Annotated in this window: 20 protein-coding genes and 2 tRNA genes; 8 read left to right on the plus strand and 14 right to left on the minus strand. The window is 70.8% G+C overall.

The features are described 5' to 3' along the window. Positions 1–53 precede the first annotated feature (53 nt). Positions 54–1,106, plus strand: a complete 1,053-nt coding sequence (locus VFQ64_RS01690; protein WP_325101566.1) for a PHB depolymerase family esterase — start codon at positions 54–56, stop codon at positions 1,104–1,106. A gap of 25 nt (positions 1,107–1,131) precedes the next feature. On the opposite strand, the gene VFQ64_RS01695 is transcribed toward VFQ64_RS01690, so the two are convergent. The 5 genes from VFQ64_RS01695 to VFQ64_RS01715 all read right to left on the minus strand — a co-directional run bounded on the left by VFQ64_RS01695 (position 1,132) and on the right by VFQ64_RS01715 (position 3,052). Next, on the minus strand, positions 1,132–1,602 hold the full coding sequence (locus tag VFQ64_RS01695) for a DUF3237 domain-containing protein (protein ID WP_325101567.1): 471 nt from the start codon (positions 1,600–1,602) through the stop codon (positions 1,132–1,134). 154 nt (positions 1,603–1,756) lie between these two features. Then, a tRNA-Gln gene (locus tag VFQ64_RS01700) sits at positions 1,757–1,830 on the minus strand. Positions 1,831–1,873: 43 nt separating this feature from the next. Then, positions 1,874–2,188, minus strand: coding sequence for a hypothetical protein (locus VFQ64_RS01705; protein WP_325101568.1), 315 nt, complete (start codon positions 2,186–2,188; stop codon positions 1,874–1,876). After that, positions 2,185–2,703 carry an RNA polymerase sigma factor gene (locus VFQ64_RS01710; RefSeq protein WP_325101569.1) on the minus strand — a complete coding sequence of 173 codons (519 nt, stop codon included), beginning with the start codon at positions 2,701–2,703 and terminating at the stop codon, positions 2,185–2,187. Before VFQ64_RS01710 ends, VFQ64_RS01705 begins: the two co-directional genes overlap by 4 nt. Beyond that, entirely contained in the window at positions 2,693–3,052 is a 360-nt protein-coding gene (locus tag VFQ64_RS01715; RefSeq protein WP_325101570.1) for a hypothetical protein, read from the minus strand. The genes VFQ64_RS01710 and VFQ64_RS01715 overlap by 11 nt, the downstream gene beginning before the upstream one ends. A gap of 187 nt (positions 3,053–3,239) precedes the next feature. On the opposite strand from VFQ64_RS01715, the gene VFQ64_RS01720 reads away from it, so the two are divergent. Then, entirely contained in the window at positions 3,240–4,289 is a 1,050-nt protein-coding gene (locus tag VFQ64_RS01720; protein WP_325101571.1) for a Ppx/GppA phosphatase family protein, read from the plus strand. Then, complete coding sequence (locus VFQ64_RS01725) at positions 4,286–4,948, plus strand: RlmE family RNA methyltransferase (protein ID WP_325101572.1); 663 nt, start codon at positions 4,286–4,288, stop codon at positions 4,946–4,948. Before VFQ64_RS01720 ends, VFQ64_RS01725 begins: the two co-directional genes overlap by 4 nt. A gap of 463 nt (positions 4,949–5,411) precedes the next feature. Here VFQ64_RS01725 and rpoZ read toward each other — a convergent pair whose 3' ends face one another. Then, positions 5,412–5,753 (minus strand): DNA-directed RNA polymerase subunit omega, encoded by a 342-nt coding sequence (gene rpoZ / locus VFQ64_RS01730; RefSeq protein ID WP_325101573.1) that lies wholly within the window; start codon positions 5,751–5,753, stop codon positions 5,412–5,414. A gap of 123 nt (positions 5,754–5,876) precedes the next feature. Here rpoZ and VFQ64_RS01735 point away from each other — a divergent pair, with 123 nt between their 5' ends. Then, positions 5,877–7,028 carry a phosphatidylserine/phosphatidylglycerophosphate/cardiolipin synthase family protein gene (locus VFQ64_RS01735; RefSeq protein ID WP_325101574.1) on the plus strand — a complete coding sequence of 384 codons (1,152 nt, stop codon included), beginning with the start codon at positions 5,877–5,879 and terminating at the stop codon, positions 7,026–7,028. An 88-nt stretch (positions 7,029–7,116) separates the two neighbouring features. On the opposite strand, the gene VFQ64_RS01740 is transcribed toward VFQ64_RS01735, so the two are convergent. Further along, positions 7,117–7,731, minus strand: coding sequence for a class I SAM-dependent methyltransferase (locus tag VFQ64_RS01740; protein WP_325101575.1), 615 nt, complete (start codon positions 7,729–7,731; stop codon positions 7,117–7,119). Between the two features lie 127 nt (positions 7,732–7,858). Here VFQ64_RS01740 and VFQ64_RS01745 point away from each other — a divergent pair, with 127 nt between their 5' ends. Together VFQ64_RS01745 and VFQ64_RS01750 are read left to right on the plus strand one after the other, a co-directional pair. Then, positions 7,859–8,182, plus strand: a complete 324-nt coding sequence (locus tag VFQ64_RS01745) for an antibiotic biosynthesis monooxygenase (RefSeq protein ID WP_325101576.1) — start codon at positions 7,859–7,861, stop codon at positions 8,180–8,182. Positions 8,183–8,211: 29 nt separating this feature from the next. Then, entirely contained in the window at positions 8,212–9,474 is a 1,263-nt protein-coding gene (locus VFQ64_RS01750; RefSeq protein ID WP_325101666.1) for an MFS transporter, read from the plus strand. Here the strand turns inward: VFQ64_RS01750 and VFQ64_RS01755 are convergent. The 4 genes from VFQ64_RS01755 to VFQ64_RS01770 all read right to left on the minus strand — a co-directional run bounded on the left by VFQ64_RS01755 (position 9,441) and on the right by VFQ64_RS01770 (position 15,794). Next, positions 9,441–11,885 (minus strand): LpqB family beta-propeller domain-containing protein, encoded by a 2,445-nt coding sequence (locus VFQ64_RS01755; RefSeq protein ID WP_325101577.1) that lies wholly within the window; start codon positions 11,883–11,885, stop codon positions 9,441–9,443. The two genes, VFQ64_RS01750 and VFQ64_RS01755, sit on opposite strands and share 34 nt — an antisense overlap. Positions 11,886–11,913: 28 nt before the next feature. Beyond that, positions 11,914–12,489, minus strand: coding sequence for a hypothetical protein (locus VFQ64_RS01760; protein WP_325101578.1), 576 nt, complete (start codon positions 12,487–12,489; stop codon positions 11,914–11,916). 114 nt (positions 12,490–12,603) lie between these two features. Further along, entirely contained in the window at positions 12,604–15,105 is a 2,502-nt protein-coding gene (locus tag VFQ64_RS01765) for an ABC transporter permease (protein ID WP_325101579.1), read from the minus strand. After that, positions 15,102–15,794, minus strand: a complete 693-nt coding sequence (locus tag VFQ64_RS01770; protein WP_325101580.1) for an ABC transporter ATP-binding protein — start codon at positions 15,792–15,794, stop codon at positions 15,102–15,104. Before VFQ64_RS01770 ends, VFQ64_RS01765 begins: the two co-directional genes overlap by 4 nt. A 6-nt stretch (positions 15,795–15,800) precedes the next feature. Between VFQ64_RS01770 and VFQ64_RS01775 the strand changes: the two genes are divergently transcribed. Further along, entirely contained in the window at positions 15,801–16,514 is a 714-nt protein-coding gene (locus VFQ64_RS01775; RefSeq protein ID WP_414712850.1) for an arylesterase, read from the plus strand. A gap of 66 nt (positions 16,515–16,580) precedes the next feature. On the opposite strand, the gene VFQ64_RS01780 is transcribed toward VFQ64_RS01775, so the two are convergent. The 3 genes from VFQ64_RS01780 to dapB all read right to left on the minus strand — a co-directional run bounded on the left by VFQ64_RS01780 (position 16,581) and on the right by dapB (position 18,087). Next, positions 16,581–16,657, minus strand: a tRNA-Arg gene (locus VFQ64_RS01780). Positions 16,658–16,711: 54 nt separating this feature from the next. Further along, positions 16,712–17,368 carry an endonuclease III gene (gene nth, locus VFQ64_RS01785; protein ID WP_325101582.1) on the minus strand — a complete coding sequence of 219 codons (657 nt, stop codon included), beginning with the start codon at positions 17,366–17,368 and terminating at the stop codon, positions 16,712–16,714. Beyond that, positions 17,365–18,087 (minus strand): 4-hydroxy-tetrahydrodipicolinate reductase, encoded by a 723-nt coding sequence (gene dapB / locus VFQ64_RS01790; RefSeq protein ID WP_325101583.1) that lies wholly within the window; start codon positions 18,085–18,087, stop codon positions 17,365–17,367. Before dapB ends, nth begins: the two co-directional genes overlap by 4 nt. Before the next feature lie 361 nt (positions 18,088–18,448). Between dapB and VFQ64_RS01795 the strand changes: the two genes are divergently transcribed. Beyond that, entirely contained in the window at positions 18,449–19,834 is a 1,386-nt protein-coding gene (locus VFQ64_RS01795; protein ID WP_325101584.1) for a DEAD/DEAH box helicase, read from the plus strand. Positions 19,835–19,902: the final 68 nt, after the last annotated feature.

Raw genomic sequence — 19,902 nt, forward strand, 5'->3', positions numbered from 1 at the left:
AGATCGTACCGGCGACCCATGGTGGCGACCTTCCTCGCCCGGAGACCCGCTTCATGGCCCTGCCCTCCTCGATGGCCGAAGCGTTGCGGCTGACCCGCGCCGGCAATCTGGCGGAGGCGACGGCCCGCCTGCGCGACATGTTGCCCGGGCTCGCCGCAGCGGGAACATCGACAACGACGAGCGCACCCCTAGGCTTCGATGCGGCGCGGTTCACCGGTCGTTTCTCGGCCGCTACACCGCCGACCCCAGCCGATACCACCGGCCTGTTCGAGGCGCGCCGGCATGTCGGGTCCGCAGGCGCGCTCGACTATATGCTGTACCGCCCGCTCGCGGCGGCGCCGGGGCTGCCGCTCGTGATCATGCTGCATGGCTGCACGCAGACGCCCGAGGACTTCGCCCGGGGTACGGCGATGAACCGGCTGGCGGACGAGCTCGGCTTTCTGGTCGCCTATCCGCGCCAGACCCAGGCGGCGAATGCGCAGAAATGCTGGAACTGGTTCCGCCCCGGCGACCAGCACCGCGACGGCGGCGAGGCGGCGCTGATCGCGGGCGTTGCGCGCGACGTGATCGCGGCGGAGCAGGCGGATGCCGGGCGCGTCTATGTCGCCGGCCTGTCTGCCGGCGGTGCGGCGGCCGCGAACCTCGCCGCGGCCTATCCCGACCTGTTCGCCGCAGTCGGCATCCACTCCGGTCTGTCGTGCGGCGTCGCGCGCGACCTGCCGAGCGCGCTGACGGCGATGCGCCAGGGCGCACGCGGCGCGGCGCAGGGGGACATGGCGTTCGTGCCGGTGATCACCTTCCACGGCGATCGCGACGGCACTGTGCACGAGGTCAACGCGCGCGACATCGTCGGCGCGGCGGAGCGCGCGGCGAAGGTGTCGCTGAGGGTGGAGACGGAGAGCAGCGACGCCGGCGGCCGCAGCTATACGCGTGCGGTCTATCGTGACGCGCAGGGGCGGAGCGTGATCGAGCAATGGACGATCGCCGGCGCCGGGCACGCGTGGTCGGGGGGCGATGCGTCCGGCTCCTATGCCGACGCAAGCGGTCCGGATGCGTCGCGCGCCATGCTGCGCTTCTTCCTCGATCAGGACGGCCGCAAGTCTTAGCGATGTCGAACTCCGGCGGGCAGGGTCAGCGTATCGCGAACACATGATAGACCGGACCGTCGGCGGTACGCATGCCGTTGGCCACCGCGATCACCCGGTTGAGCCAGTCATACGCCGGATGGCCGGTTACGAAGCGGGGCGTGGTGCGTAGGTAGAGATCCTCGTACGGGCCAGGCTCGCGGTTGCGAAAGCGCGCGGTCGCCTCGGGTGAAGCGGGTACGGCCAAGCCGGTATAGTGCATCGCGATGCGGGCGCCGTCGTGGGTCTCGAGCGCGGTGCGCACGTCGATCGCCATAACACCGTCGGCCCGCCACGTCACCCAATCGGCGCCGTGTGGGAGCACCCGGCCGCGCAGCCGCGCCCCTTCGAACGTACCGCCGAGCACGGGAAAGATCCCCAGCCGGTCGCCGCCGCCGATCGCCTGCGCGTCCACGTAGCCGACGTCCAGTCGCATCACAAACAGCGGGTCCCACGACAGCGTCTCGATGCCAGCCATGTCCGCTCTCTTCCCTCGCCGCTTCGACGCGCAGCATGGAAGCAAAGCGGCGGCCACACCAGCGTCCACGCGGCAGACGTCAGCGGACGCCCTACGGCCAGGCGCGGCGGTGCGCATCCAACGAGCAGGCCGTTACTTACCGGGTGGGAGGTGCTGGATGCCCGACAAGGACTCGAACCTTGATTGACGGAGTCAGAGTCCGCTCTCTTACCATTAGAGGATCGGGCAACAGCGGCGGCTAGTTAGGGCGCTGTAATGACTCGGTCAAGCGTCAGTCGGCCGCGAGTCCGCCGGTGGCGGCGGTTCCCACCCACAACAGCATGACCGCACCGATCGCGGCGAGCCCGGTCAGCCCGCCACCGCCGGCGGCGGCAAAGGCGGCGCCGCGCGCGAACAGCCAGAGGCCGAACGCGAGCGCGGCGGTGGCGACGATCAGCGTCAGCGTGCGCGCGCGGTCGGCCGCGAGCCGGGCCGCGAGCTTGCGCTCGGCCGCGACGCGCAGCGCGGCCTCGTTCGCGAACGCGACGTCGGGCAATCGGTCCGGCACCGCGAGCAATGCGGCCAGGCGATCGTCGAAGCGGTTCATCCTGCCTCTCCCAACAAGGTCTGGGCGCGAGCCCGTGCCCGTGCCTGCAGCGACTTGAACGTGCCGAGCGGCAGGCCGAGGATCGCGGCGCACTCGCTTTGGCTATGGCCCAGGCCGTGGCCGAGCACCAGCGCGGCGCGTTGGTCAGGCGGCAGGGCGGCGAGCAGCCGGGCGGCGTCTACCGCGGCATCTTGTGGCGGGGCGTAGCTGCGCTCGGCAAGCTGGCCTACCGCCTCGCGCCGCCGGGCCTCGCGGCGATCGGAGCGCCGGTCCATCAGAAAGGTCGTCCAGGCGATGCCGAGCAGCCAGCTGCCGACCGCAGCCTCGCCTCGAAAGGCGCCGGCCTTGCGCCACGCCTGGATGAAGGTGCGTTGCGCCAGCTCGTCCGCCAGGTCCGCACCCGCGACCCGGGCGAGGAAGCCTCGCACCCGCGCCTCGTGGGTGCGGACGATGAGGTCGAAGGCGCGCGCATCGCCCCCTGCCGACCGCGCCAGCGCATCGGCGTCAGGCGTCACCCGCGCGATCCGCCCCGCGCAGGTATAGCAGGATCGCCACGCCGACCAGGCCGGGGAACAGGGCAGGCACTACCGCTTCCTTGAGGTCATGGAGATTACCCTCGAGCAGCCCGGCCCCAACGATCGCAAGGGCGAGTGCGATCAGCACATAGGCGACGAGGCGAAGGTTGACGCGCGGCCGCTGCCCCAACCGGTCGATCAGCACCGACGCGTCGGGCGAGCCCTGCTCGATCGCGACCATCACCGTCCGGTGCAGCGAGCGCAGGTTGAACGCGCGGAACCCCAGCGCGACGATCAGGACGAGGCAGATCGCCAGCGTGACGGTGACGATCATTTCGGTTTCAGGCATCGATGTTCCCCTTGTGCGTTGGTCTTACCCCTATGATGCCGCAACCCGGCCGATCGGATGACGGGTGGATGCGAAAAACCTGCGGTAACCACCGCAGCTTGTCGTTTTCCCGCCCGCGCGCTAGCACTTGCGACAAGCACCGAGCGGGCCTGCCCGTGACGGAATAACAGAAGAGAGAAACTGGCCGATGGGGGACATGTCCACCCAAGGGCCGCAGCGGCAGGCCCCCGTGACGGGACCGGACCGTCCGGCGGCGAACCGGCCCCAGCGAGGCCGCTGGTCCAACGCGCACGCCTTTGCCGCGCTCGACCTGGGCACCAACAATTGCCGCCTGCTGATCGCCCGGCCCCAAGGCGAGGGCTTTGCGGTGATCGACGCCTTTTCGCGCATCGTCCGGCTGGGCGAGGGGCTCGCCGCCTCCAACCGGCTGAGCGACGCGGCGATCGACCGGACGCTCGCGGCGCTGCGGATCTGCGCCGACAAGCTCAAGCGTCGCAACGTCACCCTCGCCCGCTCGGTGGCGACCGAAGCGTGCCGGCGGGCCGAGAATGGCGCGGAGTTCATCGCGCGCGCCTACGCCGAGACGGGCATCCACCTCGACATCATCTCGGCGGAGGAGGAAGCGCGCCTCGCGGTGCTCGGCTGCCATGCGCTGATCGAGCCGGGCGACGACCCGGCGCTGATCTTCGACATCGGCGGCGGCTCGACCGAGCTGGTGCTGGTCGACACCGCGGGACCGGTGCCACGCGTGCTCGACTGGCACTCGGCGCCGTGGGGCGTGGTGTCGCTGACCGAGAGCGCGGGCGGCGGGGACGGCCGCGAGGGAAGGCTGGCGGCCTATGCGCGGATGCGGGCGCTGGTGGCGGAGAGCGTCGCGTCGTTCGCGGCGCGGCTGCCGCGCGACGTCGGAAGACCGCGGTTGTTGGGTACGTCGGGGACGGTGACGACGCTGGGTTCGGTGCATCTGGGGCTCAGCCAATATGACCGCTCGGCGGTCGATGGGCTGATCGTGCCTGCCGCGGCGATGCGCCGGATCAGCGCCGACCTGGCCGGCATGGCCGTGAACGAGCGCGCCGGGCTGGCCTGCATCGGTCACGAGCGCGCCGACCTGGTGGTCGCGGGCTGCGCGATCCTGGAGACGATCATGGACCTGTGGCCGGCAGAACGGATCGGCATCGCCGATCGCGGCATCCGCGAGGGCATCCTGCGGCGGCTGATGGGAGCCGCTCGCCCATGAAGCCTCCGGGTCATCAGAGGGTCAAGACGGCCAGGAAGCGAACCGCGCAGTCGACGCGCTGGCTGGAGCGGCAGCTGAACGACCCCTATGTCCGCCGCGCCAAGGCGGAAGGGTATCGCAGCCGCGCGGCGTACAAGCTGAGCGAGCTGGACGAGCGGTTCGGCTTCCTCAAGGGGGCCAAGCGGGTGATCGACCTGGGGCTGGCGCCGGGCGGGTGGAGCCAGGTGGTCAAGCGGCGGCTGCCGGCGAGCACGGTGGTCGGCATCGATCTGCTGCCGGTCGACCCGATCGAGGGGGTCGAGATCCTGCTGATGGACTTCATGACGGACGCGGCACCCGACGCGTTGCGCGCGGCGCTGGGCGGGCCCGCCGATCTGGTGCTGTCGGACATGGCCGCGAACACCGTCGGGCACCCGCAGACCGACGCGCTCAGGACGATGGCGCTGGTCGAGGCTGCGGCCGAGTTCGCCTATGAGGTGCTGCGGCCGGGGGGAGCGTTCGTGTCGAAGGTGTTCGCGGGCGGGGCGGACACGACGCTGGTCGCGGAGCTGAAGCGGCGGTTCGCGACGGTCAAGCACGCCAAGCCGCCGGCTTCGCGCAAGGGCAGCGTCGAGTGGTTCGTAGTGTGTCAGGGGTTCAAGGGCCAGTCAGCGGAATAGCCTTGCTATTCCGCGTCGCGGACTGGCCCCGGCCGGCATGCGCAGCCATGTCCGACGACGGGGCTTTGCCGCGGCGGGCATTCGGAAGTTTAGGGGAAGTTTAGGGATAAACGCGGTCGACGGGGTGGGTCGAACTTGTCGAAGTTGCCGTGGTGCGCGCTTATCTTCCCCGACTTCATCTTCCCCGGCGGAGGCCGGGGCCCAGAATCGGGCTGCTCGGATGAGAAGCCCGTCCCAGTGAATGCGTGGCGACTGGGCCCCGGCCTTCGCGGGGAGGGGCTGGTGGCGTGGACATGCGAAAGAGCGGCGGCTTTTGGGCCGCGACTCGTCTAAACACATCCGGGGTATGTAGGACAGCGCCGCGGCAAAGCCGCGTCGTGACGTCGGACGGGCTCGGCATGGCCGACCCGCCGGCCGGAGTTCGGCTGATCCTCGGCTAACGCTTACGCGTTAGCTTCGGGCCTCACTCGTAATCCCCACCCATGTTCTGATTACGGGGCGGCGCCGCCGCGGTCAGCCGCAGGGCCTCGGCCGACGCTTGTAGCGAGCCGACCGCATCCGCCTCGTCGTCGTCGTCGATCTGGACCTTCTGCAGGCCGGTAACGATCGATTCGCGCAGGTGATCGGGGCGCACCGTCTCCTCCGCGATCTCGCGCAGCGCCACGACCGGGTTCTTGTCGCGGTCGCGGTCGATGGTCAGCTCCGCCCCACCCGAGATCTGCCGCGCGCGCTGCGCCGCGGACAGCACGAGATCGAAGCGGTTCGGAATCTTGTCGACGCAATCCTCGACGGTGACGCGCGCCATGCCGTGTCCTTAGGTAAAACAGACTATCAGGTAAGGCCGGAGCCGGTAGCGGCGGCCCCGGCGCAAGTCAAGGAAATCGGCCCTGCTTGCCCTTGGCGAGACCCTGCCCCATGCATCCGCACCATGGGGGCGCAGCCGACCTTTGCCGTCGACGGCAACGCGCTGACGCTGCTGGTCACCGGCCGCGACCGGCTGGACGCGCTGTTGGCGCTGATCGACGGGGCCCAGCGATCGGTGCGGCTGCTCTATTACATCTATGCCAATGACGAGGCCGGACGGCTGGTCAACGAAGCGCTGATCCGGGCGCGCGGCCGCGGTGCTGACGTGGCGCTGATCGTCGACGGCTTCGGCGCGGGCATCGCCGCCGACCGCGCCTTCTTCCAGCCGCTGGAAGATGCCGGCGTCCGGCTGTGCTGGTTCTCGCCGCGCTGGGGGCGGCGCTATCTGCTGCGCAACCACCAGAAGCTGGCGCTGGCCGATGAGCGGCGGATCATCGTCGGCGGCTTCAACATCGAGGACGATTATCTCGGCAAGGCGGAAGAGCCGTGGATGGTGTGGCGCGACCTGGGGCTGCTGGTCGAGGGGCCGGCGGCGGCGCGGATGGCAGGCTATTTCGATGCGCTGCACACCTGGACCAGCACGCCCAAGGCGAAGCTGCGGCACCTCAACCGCACGCTGAAGCGGTGGAGCGAGACCGAAGGCCCGGTGCGGTGGCTGATCGGCGGACCGATGCGGCGGCTGTCGCCCTGGGCGCGGGCCTTGCGCGCCGACATGCGGAGCGCGCGCCGGATCGACATCATAGCGGGGTATTTCGCGCCGAGTCCTGCGATCCTCCGTCACCTGGACCGCGCCGGCAAGCGTCACGCGCAGGTCCGGATCATCACCGCGCGGCTGTCCGACCATCCCGCGGCAGTGGAAGCAGGGCGCTTCACCTATGCCGGGCTGCTGCGCAAGAAGGTCCAGATCTTCGAATACGAACCGACCAAGCTGCACACCAAGCTGTATCTGGTCGACGATACCACGCATATCGGCTCGGCCAATTTCGACATGCGCAGCCTGTTCATCAACCTGGAGCTGATGCTGCGGATCGACGATCCTGCGTTCGCCGCGCACATGCGGGAGTATGTGGCGGGGGAGATCGCCAATTCGGAGGCGATCACGCCGGAGCTCTACCGCGCGCGGACCGGTTGGCGAACGCGGGTGAAGCAGTTCGTCGCCTATGCGCTGCTGGCGGTGGTCGACCCGACGGTTTCGCGGCGGCTCAACCTGGGGTGACCGTCCTGCCGCCCTTGAGCCGCCATCCGAGGTAGCGAGGACTCCGCGCTCACGCAAAGCTGGACCCCGGCTCGAGCCGGTGACGGGGTCAGTCCTTATGCGCCCAGTACAGTTGCGCCGGCGGGACGTTCCACCATTCCATGTCGTGGTCGATGCGGTCGAAATGGACCGCGACGTAATCGCGGACCTTGGGGGAGAATTGATAGACCAGGAACGCACCGCCCGGGCGGAGCACCTGGTGAGTGGCGGCGACGATCGCGGGGCCGACGCCCTCGGGGAGCGTCGAGAAGGGAAGGCCCGACAGCACATAATCGGCCGCGTCGTGGCCATGATCGGCGACGATCTGCTCGACGTCGGCGGCCGAGCCGCTCACCGCCGCGAAGCGCGGATCGGTGATGGTGTGGCGCAGGTAGCGGATGAAATCGGCGTTGGTGTCGATCGCGATCAGCTTCGCGTCCGGCGCCATGCGGTCGAGGATCGGCCGGCAGAAGGTGCCGACGCCAGGGCCGTATTCCACGAACAGCTTGCAGTTCGCCCAGTCCACCGGGCCCAGCATCTTGTCGATCAGGCGATCGGACGACGGAATGATCGAGCCGACCATCACCGGATGCTTCAGGAAACCCTGAAAGAACATGCCCCACGGCGTGGGCACCCCGGGGGCACGGGAGCGGTCGCGCCTGACGGCAGTGGTCGAACTCGGCATGAAGGCTCCCTGACAGTCTCTTAGCGCCGTCGCAATTCCGGGCGCGGTAATCAAGCCACGCCCGTCCGACAACCTTTTCGAAAGCCAAGGGTTGCCTCGTGACCGACGCGGCTTATCCAGTTCCGGGATGGACGACAGCCGCATAGGTCAAGTCGCGGTGATCTTCACCTCGCAGCGCAACGGCCGCGATCAGGCCGGGTACGATGCTGCCGTCGTGGCGATGGACGCGCTCGCGGCCGCGCAGCCAGGGTATCGCGGCATGGTCTCGGCGCGCGGAGCGGACGAATTCGGCATCACCGTCAGCTACTGGGCGGACGAGGCAAGCGCGCGGGCGTGGCGGGACCAGCCCGACCATGCGGCGACGCGCCAACGCGGCCGGACGCGGTGGTATGACGGCTACACCGTCACCGTCGCGCGGGTCGAACGCGGCTATGACTGGAGCATCGCGTGACCAAGAGCATCGACCGTAATTTCGCGCTGATGTTTTTGGTCATGCTGACGGTAGCGGCGGCGAACACCGCGCTGCAATCGGTGCTGCCGGCGCTGGGCCGTTCGCTGGGCGTGGCTGATTCGGCGGTGGCGGCGGCGTTCTCGGTTTCGGCGCTGCTGTGGGTGCTCGCCGCGCCGTTCTGGGCCAACCGGCTCGACCGGCATGGGCGGCGCACGATGATCCTGCTCGGCATGAGCGGGCTCGTCACCTCCTTGCTGGTGTGCGGCGTATTCCTGGTGGCGGGCATCAACGGCTGGATCTCGGGCGCGGCGGCGTTCGGGCTCTTCATCTTCGGGCGGCTGATCTATGGTAGCCTGGGTGCCGCCGCGCCGCCGGCCGTGCAGGCGCTGGTCGCCGGATCGACCACGCGCGAGGAGCGGACCAAGGCGCTGACACTGTTGGCGAGCGCATTCGGGCTGGGCACCATTGTCGGTCCCGCGATCGCGCCGTGGCTGATCCTGGGCAGCCTCGGCGGCGTCGAGATCGGCCTCGCCGGCCCCGCCTTCATCATGGCCGCGTTCGGCATGCTGGTCTGGCTATTCGTACGGCGCATGCTGCCCGACGACCGGCCGCAGCCGGCCAGCGACGAGGAGGGCAGCGGCGGCGCGCAGTCGGCTTACCCCTCGATCGGCGGCGCGCCGACCGGTGCGAGCGTCCGCGCGGCGACCGCCGGCAAGGGCAAGCCGGTCGGCTTTCTCGACCGGCGCATCCGCGCCTGGGTGATCGTCGGCCTGGTGATGGGGCATGCGCAGGCGATGACCAGCCAGGCGATCGGCTTTCTGGTCATGGACCGGCTGGGGCTGCCACCCGCGGGCGCGCTGGAATCGACGGGACTTGTGCTGATGATGGGCGCAGGTGCTGCGCTGCTGGTGCAATGGGGGATCATTCCGCTGTTGAACCTCAACCCGCGCCAGCTGGTGCTGGTCGGGCTGGTGATCTCCGCCGCTGGGACTGCGCTGACCGGACTGGCGGACTCGCTGTACGGCATCGCCTGCGCCTTTGCGCTTGCCAGCCTGGGCTTCGGCTTCTCGCGGCCGGGGTTCACCGCCGGCGCCAGTCTGGCGGTCGGGCCGGAGGCGCAGGGGTCGGTGGCGGGCAAGGTGACGAGCGTCAACGGCGCCAGCTTCGTGCTGGGGCCGAGCATCGGCGTCGGATTGTACGAGGCGCAGAACGCCCTACCCTATCTCACCGCCGGCGTGGCTTGCCTGGTGCTCGCGATCTACGGCTGGGCGGCGCTCAAGACCCCGGACTGAGCGGCGCCGGTCAGCCGCGCGCGGGCGGTGGCGAAGCGCGCCTTGATGCCGCCCCCCGCCGCGCCGGGATAGCCGCGGGCGAGCTGCGCGTCGGCAACGTCCAGCCAGCGCGATAGGTCGGCGGCGGCGGCGCGGACGGCGGCGGGATCGCTGCTGCCGCGCCGGCCGATCCACACCGGCGCGGTGTGCGCGAAGGGGTAGCTGTCCTGCGACGGCCAGGCGGTGGTGCCGCCATGCACCCGCGCCGCGACCCAGCCGCCGGCGGGCACCTCGATCGTGCCGCTGTAACGCCGGTGTCCCGCGAGCGCGCCGCCCGACCAGGCGACACGCCCGTTGACCAGCACCTCCACCTGCTCGGCTCCCGACGCGCTCCAGGCCTCGAGCGTGAAGGGCAGCCGCCCGCCGCGCGCGACGATGCCGCCCGGCCCCTGCCCCGCCACTGCGAACTCGAGCATAGGACCGGTGGTGACGAAGCTGCGCCCCGCCTTCACCGCCGCCAGATAGCCGGCGACGGTCAGCGGCCGGGCGGCGCGGGCGTAGATGCGCGCCGCGCCGATCGCCATCGTGCGGTGGAAATTGTGCATCGTGTCGCTGCCGCCCGACGGCATGATCGGCAGACCCAGGTTGAGCAGACGATACCAAGCCTGCGCCGTGCCGAGCTCGTCGCTCCACAGGCACGCGATCTCCAGCGTGTCGACGTCGCCCGCGAGCGCGTCCGGCACCAGCTCCAGCGGCAGGCCCGCAGCCGTCGCGCCGGCGGGGAACGGGTCGCGGCCGGAGACCGGATGGACATAGACGTTCATGCCGCCATGCGCCCGCGCGAACCGGAGCGGCGAGGCGTTGGACAGGTCGATCTGACCGTAGACGGGATAGCCGGGGCCGAAGAACCAGGGGTCATGCAGCCGATCGGCGCCGAGTACCGCGACATGACCGAGGAAGTGCGAGCGCACCTCCTGACTGAAGCGGATCAGCGGCGCCGTCGTGCGGTTGGCGCCCCACCAGCGTTCGTCGACCAGCGTCGTCTGGAGGTTGGCGAGCTGCGGCGTCGCGACATCCAGCCCCTCGGCGCGCATCGCGGTGACGAGGTCGTCGGGTTCGAGCTGGAACGGCCCGCCATAGTTGAGGTGGCTGTGCAGATCGGCCGCGAACCAGCCGCGCGCGGCGGCGTCGAACCCGGTGGCGGGCAGATCGAGGTCGATCGTCACCGCCTCCCCCGCGCGCACGACGCGGCGGACGGTGGCGGCGCCGTCGAAGCCGCGGCTGGCGGTGATACCGATCTCGCCGGCGGGAACCTCGACGGTGGTGACGCCCGCGGAATGAAAGAAGATGCGGCCATGCTGGCCGTCGAAATAGCTGATGCCGGTGGCGGGCGCGGCGGGATGGCCCCGTACGTCGGCGACCGCGATCCGCGCCGCCGAGGGCTTGCCACCCACGCGGGTGCGCACCGTCACGCGGGCGAGCGGCTCGCCACCGTTCCAGCCGCGCGGCGTCATGTCCTGCGACGCGCCGCCGGTCGCGCGGACGCGTTTCAGGAGGAAGCGTTCGTCGCGGCCGGGCTCGACATACCATAGCCAGTCGTCGCCGCCCCAGGCGGGCGTCAGCGGATAGCGCGCGTCGGTCGCGAGTCGGATCGTCTCGCCGCCAGTGGTGGCGGTGAGCAGCAGCGCGGTGCGGTCGCCGCCCTGAAAGGGAGTGAAGGCGAGGCTCCGGCCGTCGGGCGCGGCGGCGAGGCGCATCTGCGGCGCCAGGCCTTCGCGGCGGATCACCGTCGTCTTGCCGCTGGCGAAGTCGAGCGTCGCCACCGTGTCGCTGGCGCCGCTCGGCTTGGCGATGAAGGCTAGGCCCCCGGCGATCGGCTGCGGGTTGAGCTCCTGTCCGCGCGCCTCGGTCAGCCGGGTGCGGCGGTTGTTGGCGAGGTCGATGCGCCAGATGTCGAGATCGCCCGCCTCCGCCGAGGCATAGAAGACGCTGCGGCCGTCGGGCGCGAACACCGGGTCCATGTCCATCGCCGGCGTGTCGACGAGTACCCGGGCCTGTCCGCTCGCGACAGCCACCGTCCAGATGGCAAGATCGCGCGAGGAGTCGCGAACGAAGGCGATCTGCCGCCCGTCCGGCGACCAGGCCGGCCGCGAGTCCACGCCGCCATCGCGGGTCAGCGGCCGCGCCTGGCGGGTGCCCACGTCCATCACCCACAGCCAGCCGCGCGCCGCGAACGCCACCTGCCGCCCGTCGGGCGAAGGCGCGGGGTCGGTCGGACTGGTCGCAAAGGTCGGGAGGTTGAAGCCCTCCAGATAGACATGGTGCGAGACGTTGGCGATCTTGGGGTAGCGGTTGGTCCACTCCGCCGCCGTCGGCACCGCCAGTGCCACCACCGCCACGCCCGCCCATCGCAGCCACTTATGCCTGCTCATCCTCGCGAACTCCGTTTGCGTCGTCGGATCATGCCGTTGGCGGAGACATGCTGTCCAGCGGCGGGTGCGGATTGGACGCGAGCGCTGCTTGCCATAGAAGCCGCGACCAACGCCTGTTCTCCGCAGGAGCGAAATGCACCCCATCCTGGGTTGCTATCACCCTTGACGGCGGCGGGATGAATCGCGCGCGCCGTTCCGAGGAGACCTGCCGCAGTAATCGGTTGATCAGCACGATGCGGTTGATCGGTGTGGTCGCTCCTAATGGCGGCCGATCCGTCTCGCCCGGCCAAACGCCCATGACGGTCATTCGCGCTCCGGGACAGATGGTCATCATCAGCGCCGCGTCGCGGACGAACGCCTCAGCGCGCATCCTCGGGTCGCGCGCGTCGTTGATCCCTGCGGCGACGACAATGCTGGCGGGCCGGGCAACAAAGCACAGCGTCCTCGCCAGACCGATCAAGTCGCGCAGTGGCGCCCCGCCGTAACCCACCTTCAGAACACCCGGAGCCGGGTCGACCGCCTGATCAACCCGGCTGTCGCCGATCACGATGGCCACGGGTCGCTCGATCAGCGCATGTGCGAGGAACAGGTCGGTGCGCAGCATCCTTCCGGGGTGCCGTGCCGCGCTGCCGCCGATCGCGAGCGGAATGATCGTGGTGGCGAGCCCGGCGGTGAGGATCCCAATCAGGCCAGCCGCTGCTAGTCGCATGGCACAACCTTAAACCTGCCGCAGCGCCGCCGCCGGGCGGACGCCAAGAAGGGGCCAGGCGCCGGCGAGGCCGAGCGCCATGGTGACGGCGACGCCCGCCGCCAGCGTGCCGAGCACCAGCGGCCAGCTCGGCAGCCAGACGAACTCGAACAATTGCGTCACGACGTACCACGCGCCGCCGGCGCCGAGCGCCAGCGCCAGCAGCGCCACCGCGCCCGACAGCAGCGCATATTCGAGCGCCTGCGCCGTCAGCAGCTGCGCGCGGGTCATGCCCAGCGTCCGCAGCACCACCGCGTCGTAAGTTCTCGCCTCGCGCGCGGCGGCGATGGCGCCGACCAGCACCGCGACGCCGGCGAGCACCGTCACGCCGGCCGCCGCGCCGATCGCAGTCGCCATCTGGCCGACCAGCGTGCCGAGCTGTGCCAAGACGCCGCGCACCTCGATCACCGACACCGACGGAAAGGGCCTGAGCAATGCGCGGATCACCGGCCCCTCGCCGCCCGGCGGCAGCTCGACCGTCGCGGCGAGGTTGTGCGGCGCGTCGGCCAGCGTGTTCGGCGAGAAGACCAGCACGAAGTTGAAGCCGAGCGTGTCCCAGTCGATCCGCCGGAAGGACGCGACGCGGGCGGTGCGCTCGACGCCGAGGACGCTGACCGACAGTGAATCGCCGAGCCGCAGGTTGAGCGCCTTCGCCAGCCGCTCGTCGACCGACACCAGCCGCGGGCCTGCGTAATCGGCAGGCCACCAGCGGCCGGCGGTGAGGGTGCTGCCGGCCGGGATTTGCGCGGCATAGGTCAGCCCGCGCTCGCCGCGCAGCGCCCAGGCGCCCTCCGGGATCGTCCGCATGTCGGCGACGCGGGTGGTGCCATAGGCGGTGATCGTGCCGCGCAGCACCGGCACGGTGCGCACCTCGCCCCGCGGCGCGGCGGTGCGGACGATGCGCCGGAACTCGGCCTCTCGGTCGCGCGGCACGTCGAGCGCGAACAGCGCCGGCGCGCGGGCGGGGACGGTGCGCGCGATGTTCGCATCGAGGCTGGAGCGGATCGCCGCCAGCAGCACGAACAGCGTCAGGCCCAGGCCCAGCGCCACTACCAGCGCCACGGTGCGCGCGCCGGGGCGGTACAGGCCGCTGACCGCCAGCCGCACCAGCGGGCGGTGGGAGCGCGGCAGCCGCGCCGCGCCGCGCCGGATCGCCCAGCCGAACAGCGCCAGCAGCGCGAGCGCGCCCGCCACCGCCAGCAGGAATCCGCCCGCGAGCCAGGGCTGCGCGCTGGTCGCCATCGCCAGCGCCACCACGACCGCGAGCGGCACCCCCACCCACCAGACGAGGCTCCTGCGCGGCGGCGCTTCCGCCTCGACCGCGCCGCGCAGCAGCCCGGCGGCGCGGGTATGGGCGGCGGCGGTCAGCGGCGGCGCCGCGGCGGCGAGCGCGACCAGCGCGCCGTACAAACCCGCCAGCGCCAGCGGCCCCGCCTCCAGGGTGAACCCCGGCGCTACCGGCAGCACGTCGCGCGCCGCCCAGCCGATCAGCGGCACCGCGACGACGCCGATGACAAGGCCCAGCGCGATGCCGATGCCCGCGACCACCGCCACCTGGAGGAGGTAGATGCGCGTGACGGTCGCGCCCGTCGCGCCCATCACCTTGAACATGGCGATGCCGCGCCGCCGTGCCGCCAGGTACGAGCCGACCCCGTTGGCGATGCCGATGCCGGCGATCACCAGCGCCGACAGGCCGACCAGCGCGAGGAACTCGCCCATCCGCTCGACGAAGCGTGATGCGCCGGGAGCGGCGCGGTCGCGGGTGCGCACCTCCCACCCGGCCTCGGGCCGCGCGCGCTTCCATGCCGCCGCGACCGCCGGCGGGTTGCCGCCGGCCAGCCGCACGCGGTATTTGCGCTCGTACAGGCTGCCCGGCTGGATCAGCCCCGTGCGCGCGAGCCCTTCGAGCGAGATCAAAGCGACCGGGCCGAGCGTGAAGCCCTCGCCGAGGCGGTCCGGCTCGTTGGCGACGATGCCGCGCACCACGAACGCCGCGCCGCCGAGGCGGATGCGGTCGCCGATGGCGGCACCGAGCCGCTCCGCCAGCGCCGGCGCGATCCACACCCCCGCCGCGTCGCGCGCGCCTGATGGACCGCTGGCTTCCAGGCGGCCGTAGAGCGGATAGGCCGCGTCGACGCCCTTCAGTTCGATCGGCACTACCGTCGGGTCGGCAGTGCTGCCCGCGACGGCGCTCGACTGCATCCTGACCGTCTCGGACACGCGCCCCAGTCGTGCCATGTCGGCACGCTCGGCCGAGGTGGCGGCGCGCTGCGAAATGCCGAACTCGACATCGCCGCCGAGGATCACGGCGCCGCGCGCCGCGAGCTCGCGCCCGATCGCCTGCGAGAGGCTGCCGATCGCCGCGAGCGCGCCGACGCCGAGCACCAGGCAGACGAGCAGCAGCCGCAAGCCCCGGAAGCGCCAGTCGAGCTCGCGCCGCGCCAGCCGCCAGGCGATCGCCCAGTCGCTCATGCCGCGCTGTCGGCGACGATGCGGCCGTCCGCCATCTCGACCTGCCGGTCGCAGCGCGCAGCGAGCGCGCGGTCGTGGGTGATGACGATCAGCGTCGCGCCGGTCGCGGCGCGACGTTCGAACAACAGGTCCATCACCGCCGACCCGGTCGCGCTGTCGAGATTGCCGGTCGGCTCGTCCGCGAACACCAGCTGCGGCCCCGGGCCGAGCGCGCGCGCGATCGCCACGCGCTGCTGCTCGCCGCCCGACAATTGGGCGGGATAATGGTCGAGCCGGTGGCCAAGCCCGACCGCCTGCAGCTCCTCGGCGGCGCGCGGCCAGGCGTCGCCGCGCCGCGCCAGCTCCATCGGCACCGCCACATTTTCGCGCGCGGTCATCGACGGCAGCAGGTGGAAGGCCTGCAGCACGATGCCGATCCGTCCCAGTCGCGCAGTGGCGAGCGCATCCTCATCGAGGCCGCTGAAGTCACGCCCGGCAACCCGGACGTCGCCGCCGGTCGCTCGCTCCAGCCCCGACAGGATCGACATCAGCGACGACTTGCCCGATCCCGACGGCCCCAGCAGCGCGACGCTGGTGCCGGCCGCCACGTCGAGGTCGATACCGTGCAGGATCGCGGTCTCGCCCAGCGTCAGCGTGACACCGCGCGCGGCGATCACCATATCGGCCAGCATATCGGATGTGTCGGTCATGAAGGGATGCGGACCTTGCAGCGGAACTGGATGCGCTATGCGATGGGGGCGTTGCTGATCCAAGCCCTTCCCGGCTGCGATCGGGCACCGGCGCCTCCGCCGGTCGAGGCCAGCCCGGCCGGGGCGAGCACGCTCCCCGCGCGGCCGAGCGGGCCGGAGCGGCTGGTGGTCGCGTTCGGCGACAGCCTGTATGCAGGCTACGGTCTCGGCCGCGGCGAGAGCCTGCCCGACGACGTCCAGGCGCGGCTGCGCGCCGCCGGGATCAATGCCGAGGTCGTCAATGCCGGCGTGTCGGGCGACACCACCGCGGCCGGAAGGCAGCGGCTGGCGTTCGTGCTCGACAACCTGCCGCGCAAGCCCGACCTGGTGATGCTGGGGCTGGGCGGCAACGACGTGCTGCGCCAGATTCCGCCCGCCGAGACCCGCGCGAACCTCGCCGCGATGCTGACCGAGCTGCGCCAGCGCGACATCCCGGTGGTCCTCACCGGCATGCGCGCGCCGCCGAATCTGGGCGCCGACTATCAGCGGGCGTTCGATCGAATCTGGCCGGACCTGGCAAAGCAGCATGGCGCCGCGCTGGACCCGTTCATCCTCGAAGGCGTGATCGGCGATCCGGCACTGATGCAGGCCGACCGCGTCCATCCGACCCGCGAAGGCGTGCGGATCATCGCCGACCGGGTGACGCCGCTGATCGCGGACGCGGTGGCCGCGCGGCGGTGATGGCGAAGTCGCGGTGTTGACGGCGACCCGGTCGCCGGAAAGCTCGGGACACGATATCGGTGGGAATGGCGCACCCGACAGGATTCGAACCTGTGACCTACGCCTTCGGAGGGCGCCACTCTATCCAGCTGAGCTACGGGTGCGTGTTCCCCGGTTAGCAGCGTGGGTGCGGGCGCGCCAGTCCCTAAGGGCGGTCCCTAGCCGTTCGCGACGGTGCCGCGCGGCGCGGTCTTCGGCTTGAAGGCGCAGAGATCGGCGACCGGGCAGCGCCAGCATTCGGGCAACCGCGCCTTGCAGACATAGCGGCCGTGCAGGATCAACCAGTGATGCGCGTGGCGGCGGAAGGGAGCGGGGGTGACCGTTTCCAGGCGCTCTTCGACGTGCAGCGGCGTCTTGCCCGGCGCGAGGCCGGTGCGGTTGCCGACGCGGAAGACATGGGTGTCGACCGCGATCGTCTCCGCCCCGAAAGCGACGTTCATCACCACGTTGGCGGTCTTGCGTCCGACGCCGGGCAGCCGTTCCAGCGCGTCACGATCGGCGGGCACTTCGCCACCATGCTCGGCCAGCAGTTGTTCGGACAGGGCGATGACGTTCCTGGCCTTGGTGTTGTAGAGGCCGATGGTCTTGATGTGCTGCTTGAGCGCCACCTCGCCCAGCGCCACCATCGCGGCCGGGTTCTGCACCTCCGCGAACAACGCCTTGGTCGCCTTGTTGACCGATACGTCCGTCGCCTGCGCGGACAAGGCGACCGCGACCAGCAGGGTATAGGCGTTCACCCAATCGAGCTCGGTGCGGGGATCGGGATCGGCTTCGGCGAGCCGCCGGTAGAATTCGAACGCCTGCGCGCGCGTCACAGCCCCAGGACGTCGCTCATGCTGTACCGGCCGGCGGGCTGGCCGGCGAGCCACAGCGCCGCCTTGACCGCGCCATGGGCGAAGGTGGAGCGGTCCTGCGCGAGGTGGTTGAGCTCGATCCGCTCGCCCTCGCCTGCGAACACCACCGAATGGTCGCCGATCACCGAGCCGCCGCGCAGGCTCGCGAAGCCGATCGTGCCCTCCGTCCGCGCGCCGGTCAGCCCGGCGCGGCTCTCGACCTTGAGCTCGGACAAGGGCAACCCCCGCCCCGCCGCCGCCGCCTCGCCGAGTAGCAGCGCGGTGCCCGACGGGGCGTCGACCTTGTGACGATGATGCATCTCGGCGATCTCGATATCCCAGTCGAGCTTCGCCGCCGCCTCGCGCACCAGCCGCGCCAGCAGCGTCACGCCGAGCGAGGTGTTGCCGGTCTGCAGCACCGCGATCTCCTGCGCCGCCGCGTCCAGCATGGCGTGGTGACGCTCGCGCAATCCGGTGGTGCCCACCAGGATCGGTGTACGGGCGATGCGGGCGGCGAGGAGATGATCCTCGAGCGCGCCGGGCGCGGAGAAGTCAACCAGCACGTCGGCGCGCTGTGCCAGCGGCTGGCATTCGTCCTGCGCGTCGGCGCCCCCCGCCAGCGCCGCACCCGCCGCCTCGGTCGCGAGCGCGACGGCGCGGCCCATCCGCCCTTCGCTGCCGAGGATGCCGATCGCGATCATGGTTCGTTCCGAACTTGACGAAGTTGCCGGGATCGACGCTCATCCCCACGCCGCTCACCGATGCAAGCATGGGTATGGGGCGCTGCATATTGCGGGTGCGGGAGCGACGGCATCGCGCGCCCATGACATGGCCGGGCCGTGTAGGACAGCGCCCTTGTCGCTCGACTTGACATTTTGCACTGCAGCAGGCATGTGCGGCGGCATCGAGGCGTTCATGCAGCGTGATCGGCCCTTCATGGGTCCGGCTCCGCCTCGGTTGCTTGTAACAGGGCTTCCCAAATCACGCGGGGGTTCACACCACTCCCCGCCACTCGTGCGTTCTGTTCGCGCGAGTCCGGCACATACTGAAAGTGCTATTTCCATGTCATTCGCACATCTCGGCCTCGCCGAGCCGCTCGTCCGCGCGCTCGAGGCCAAGGGCTATACCGAGCCCACCCCGATCCAGCGTGACAGCATCCCGACGCTGCTCGAGGGGCGCGACCTGCTCGGCATCGCGCAGACCGGCACCGGCAAGACAGCGGCGTTCGTGCTGCCGTCGATCCAACGCCTCGTCGCCTCCGCCAAGCGCGTCCTGCCGACGCATTGCCGCATGCTGGTGCTCGCCCCGACGCGCGAGCTCGCCAGCCAGATTGCCGAAAGCGCGCGCGGCTATGGCCAGTTCAGCCGCATGAGCGTGGCCACCGTGTTCGGCGGCACGTCGATCAACAAGAACCGTCAGGATCTGTCGCGCGGCGTCGACATCCTGGTCGCGACGCCGGGCCGGCTGATCGATCTGGTCGAGCAGGGCTATTGCAACCTGTCCACGGTCGAGATCCTGGTGCTCGACGAAGCCGACCAGATGATGGACCTGGGCTTCATCCACGCCCTCAAGAAGATCGTGCGGATGGTGCCGCGCAAGCGCCAGACGCTGTTCTTCTCCGCCACCATGCCGGTCGCGATCCGCGAGCTGGCGTCGCAGTTCCTGACCGACCCGGCGACGGTGTCGATCAAGCCCGCCGCAACCACGGCGGAGCGGGTCGACCAATGCGTCACCTTCGTCAACCAGGCGGAGAAGCAGGCGCTGCTGACCATGATGCTGCAGAGCGAAAAGATCGAACGCGCGCTGATCTTCACCCGCACGAAGCACGGCGCCGACCGCGTCGTGAAGCTGCTCGCCGGCAACGGCATCGCGTCCAACGCGATCCACGGCAACAAGTCGCAGCCGCAGCGCGAGCGCGCGTTGGCGGCGTTCAAGTCGGGCCAGACGCCGATCCTGATCGCGACCGATATCGCCGCGCGCGGGATCGACGTGTCGGGCGTCAGCCACGTCTTCAACTTCGAGCTGCCCAACGTGCCCGAGCAATATGTCCACCGCATCGGGCGGACGGCGCGCGCGGGTGCGTCGGGCATCGCGGTCGCGTTCTGCGCCGATGACGAGCGGCCTTACCTGAAGGACATCGAGAAGCTGACGCGCCAGAAGATCGAGGTGCGCCCGCTGCCCGAGGACTTCACCAAGCAGGCCAATGCGATCAAGGCGACCCGCGTCCAGGCGATCGGCGCGGATCCGGCGCCGCGCGAAGATCGGCAGCGCGGTCCGGCACGGCCACGTGCCACGCACACGCCGCAGCCGACGCGCGGCTCGCCCCAGGGCGGCGCCAATACCGGCGGCCGCAACTATGCGGGTGCGAGCCGTGGCGGGGGCCAGGCCCGTTCGGGCGGTGGTCGCGGTCGTAGCGGCGGCGGCGGTCGCAGCGCGGCGGCGCGGTAGGCTCCTACTTCCACGCTTCTACCCTCCCCGGCGAAAGCCGGGGTCCAGATGCGAATATGCTGCGAAGG

The organism is Sphingomonas sp. (assembly GCF_035714405.1).
In the GTDB taxonomy this organism is placed as follows: Bacteria; Pseudomonadota; Alphaproteobacteria; order Sphingomonadales; family Sphingomonadaceae; genus Sphingomonas.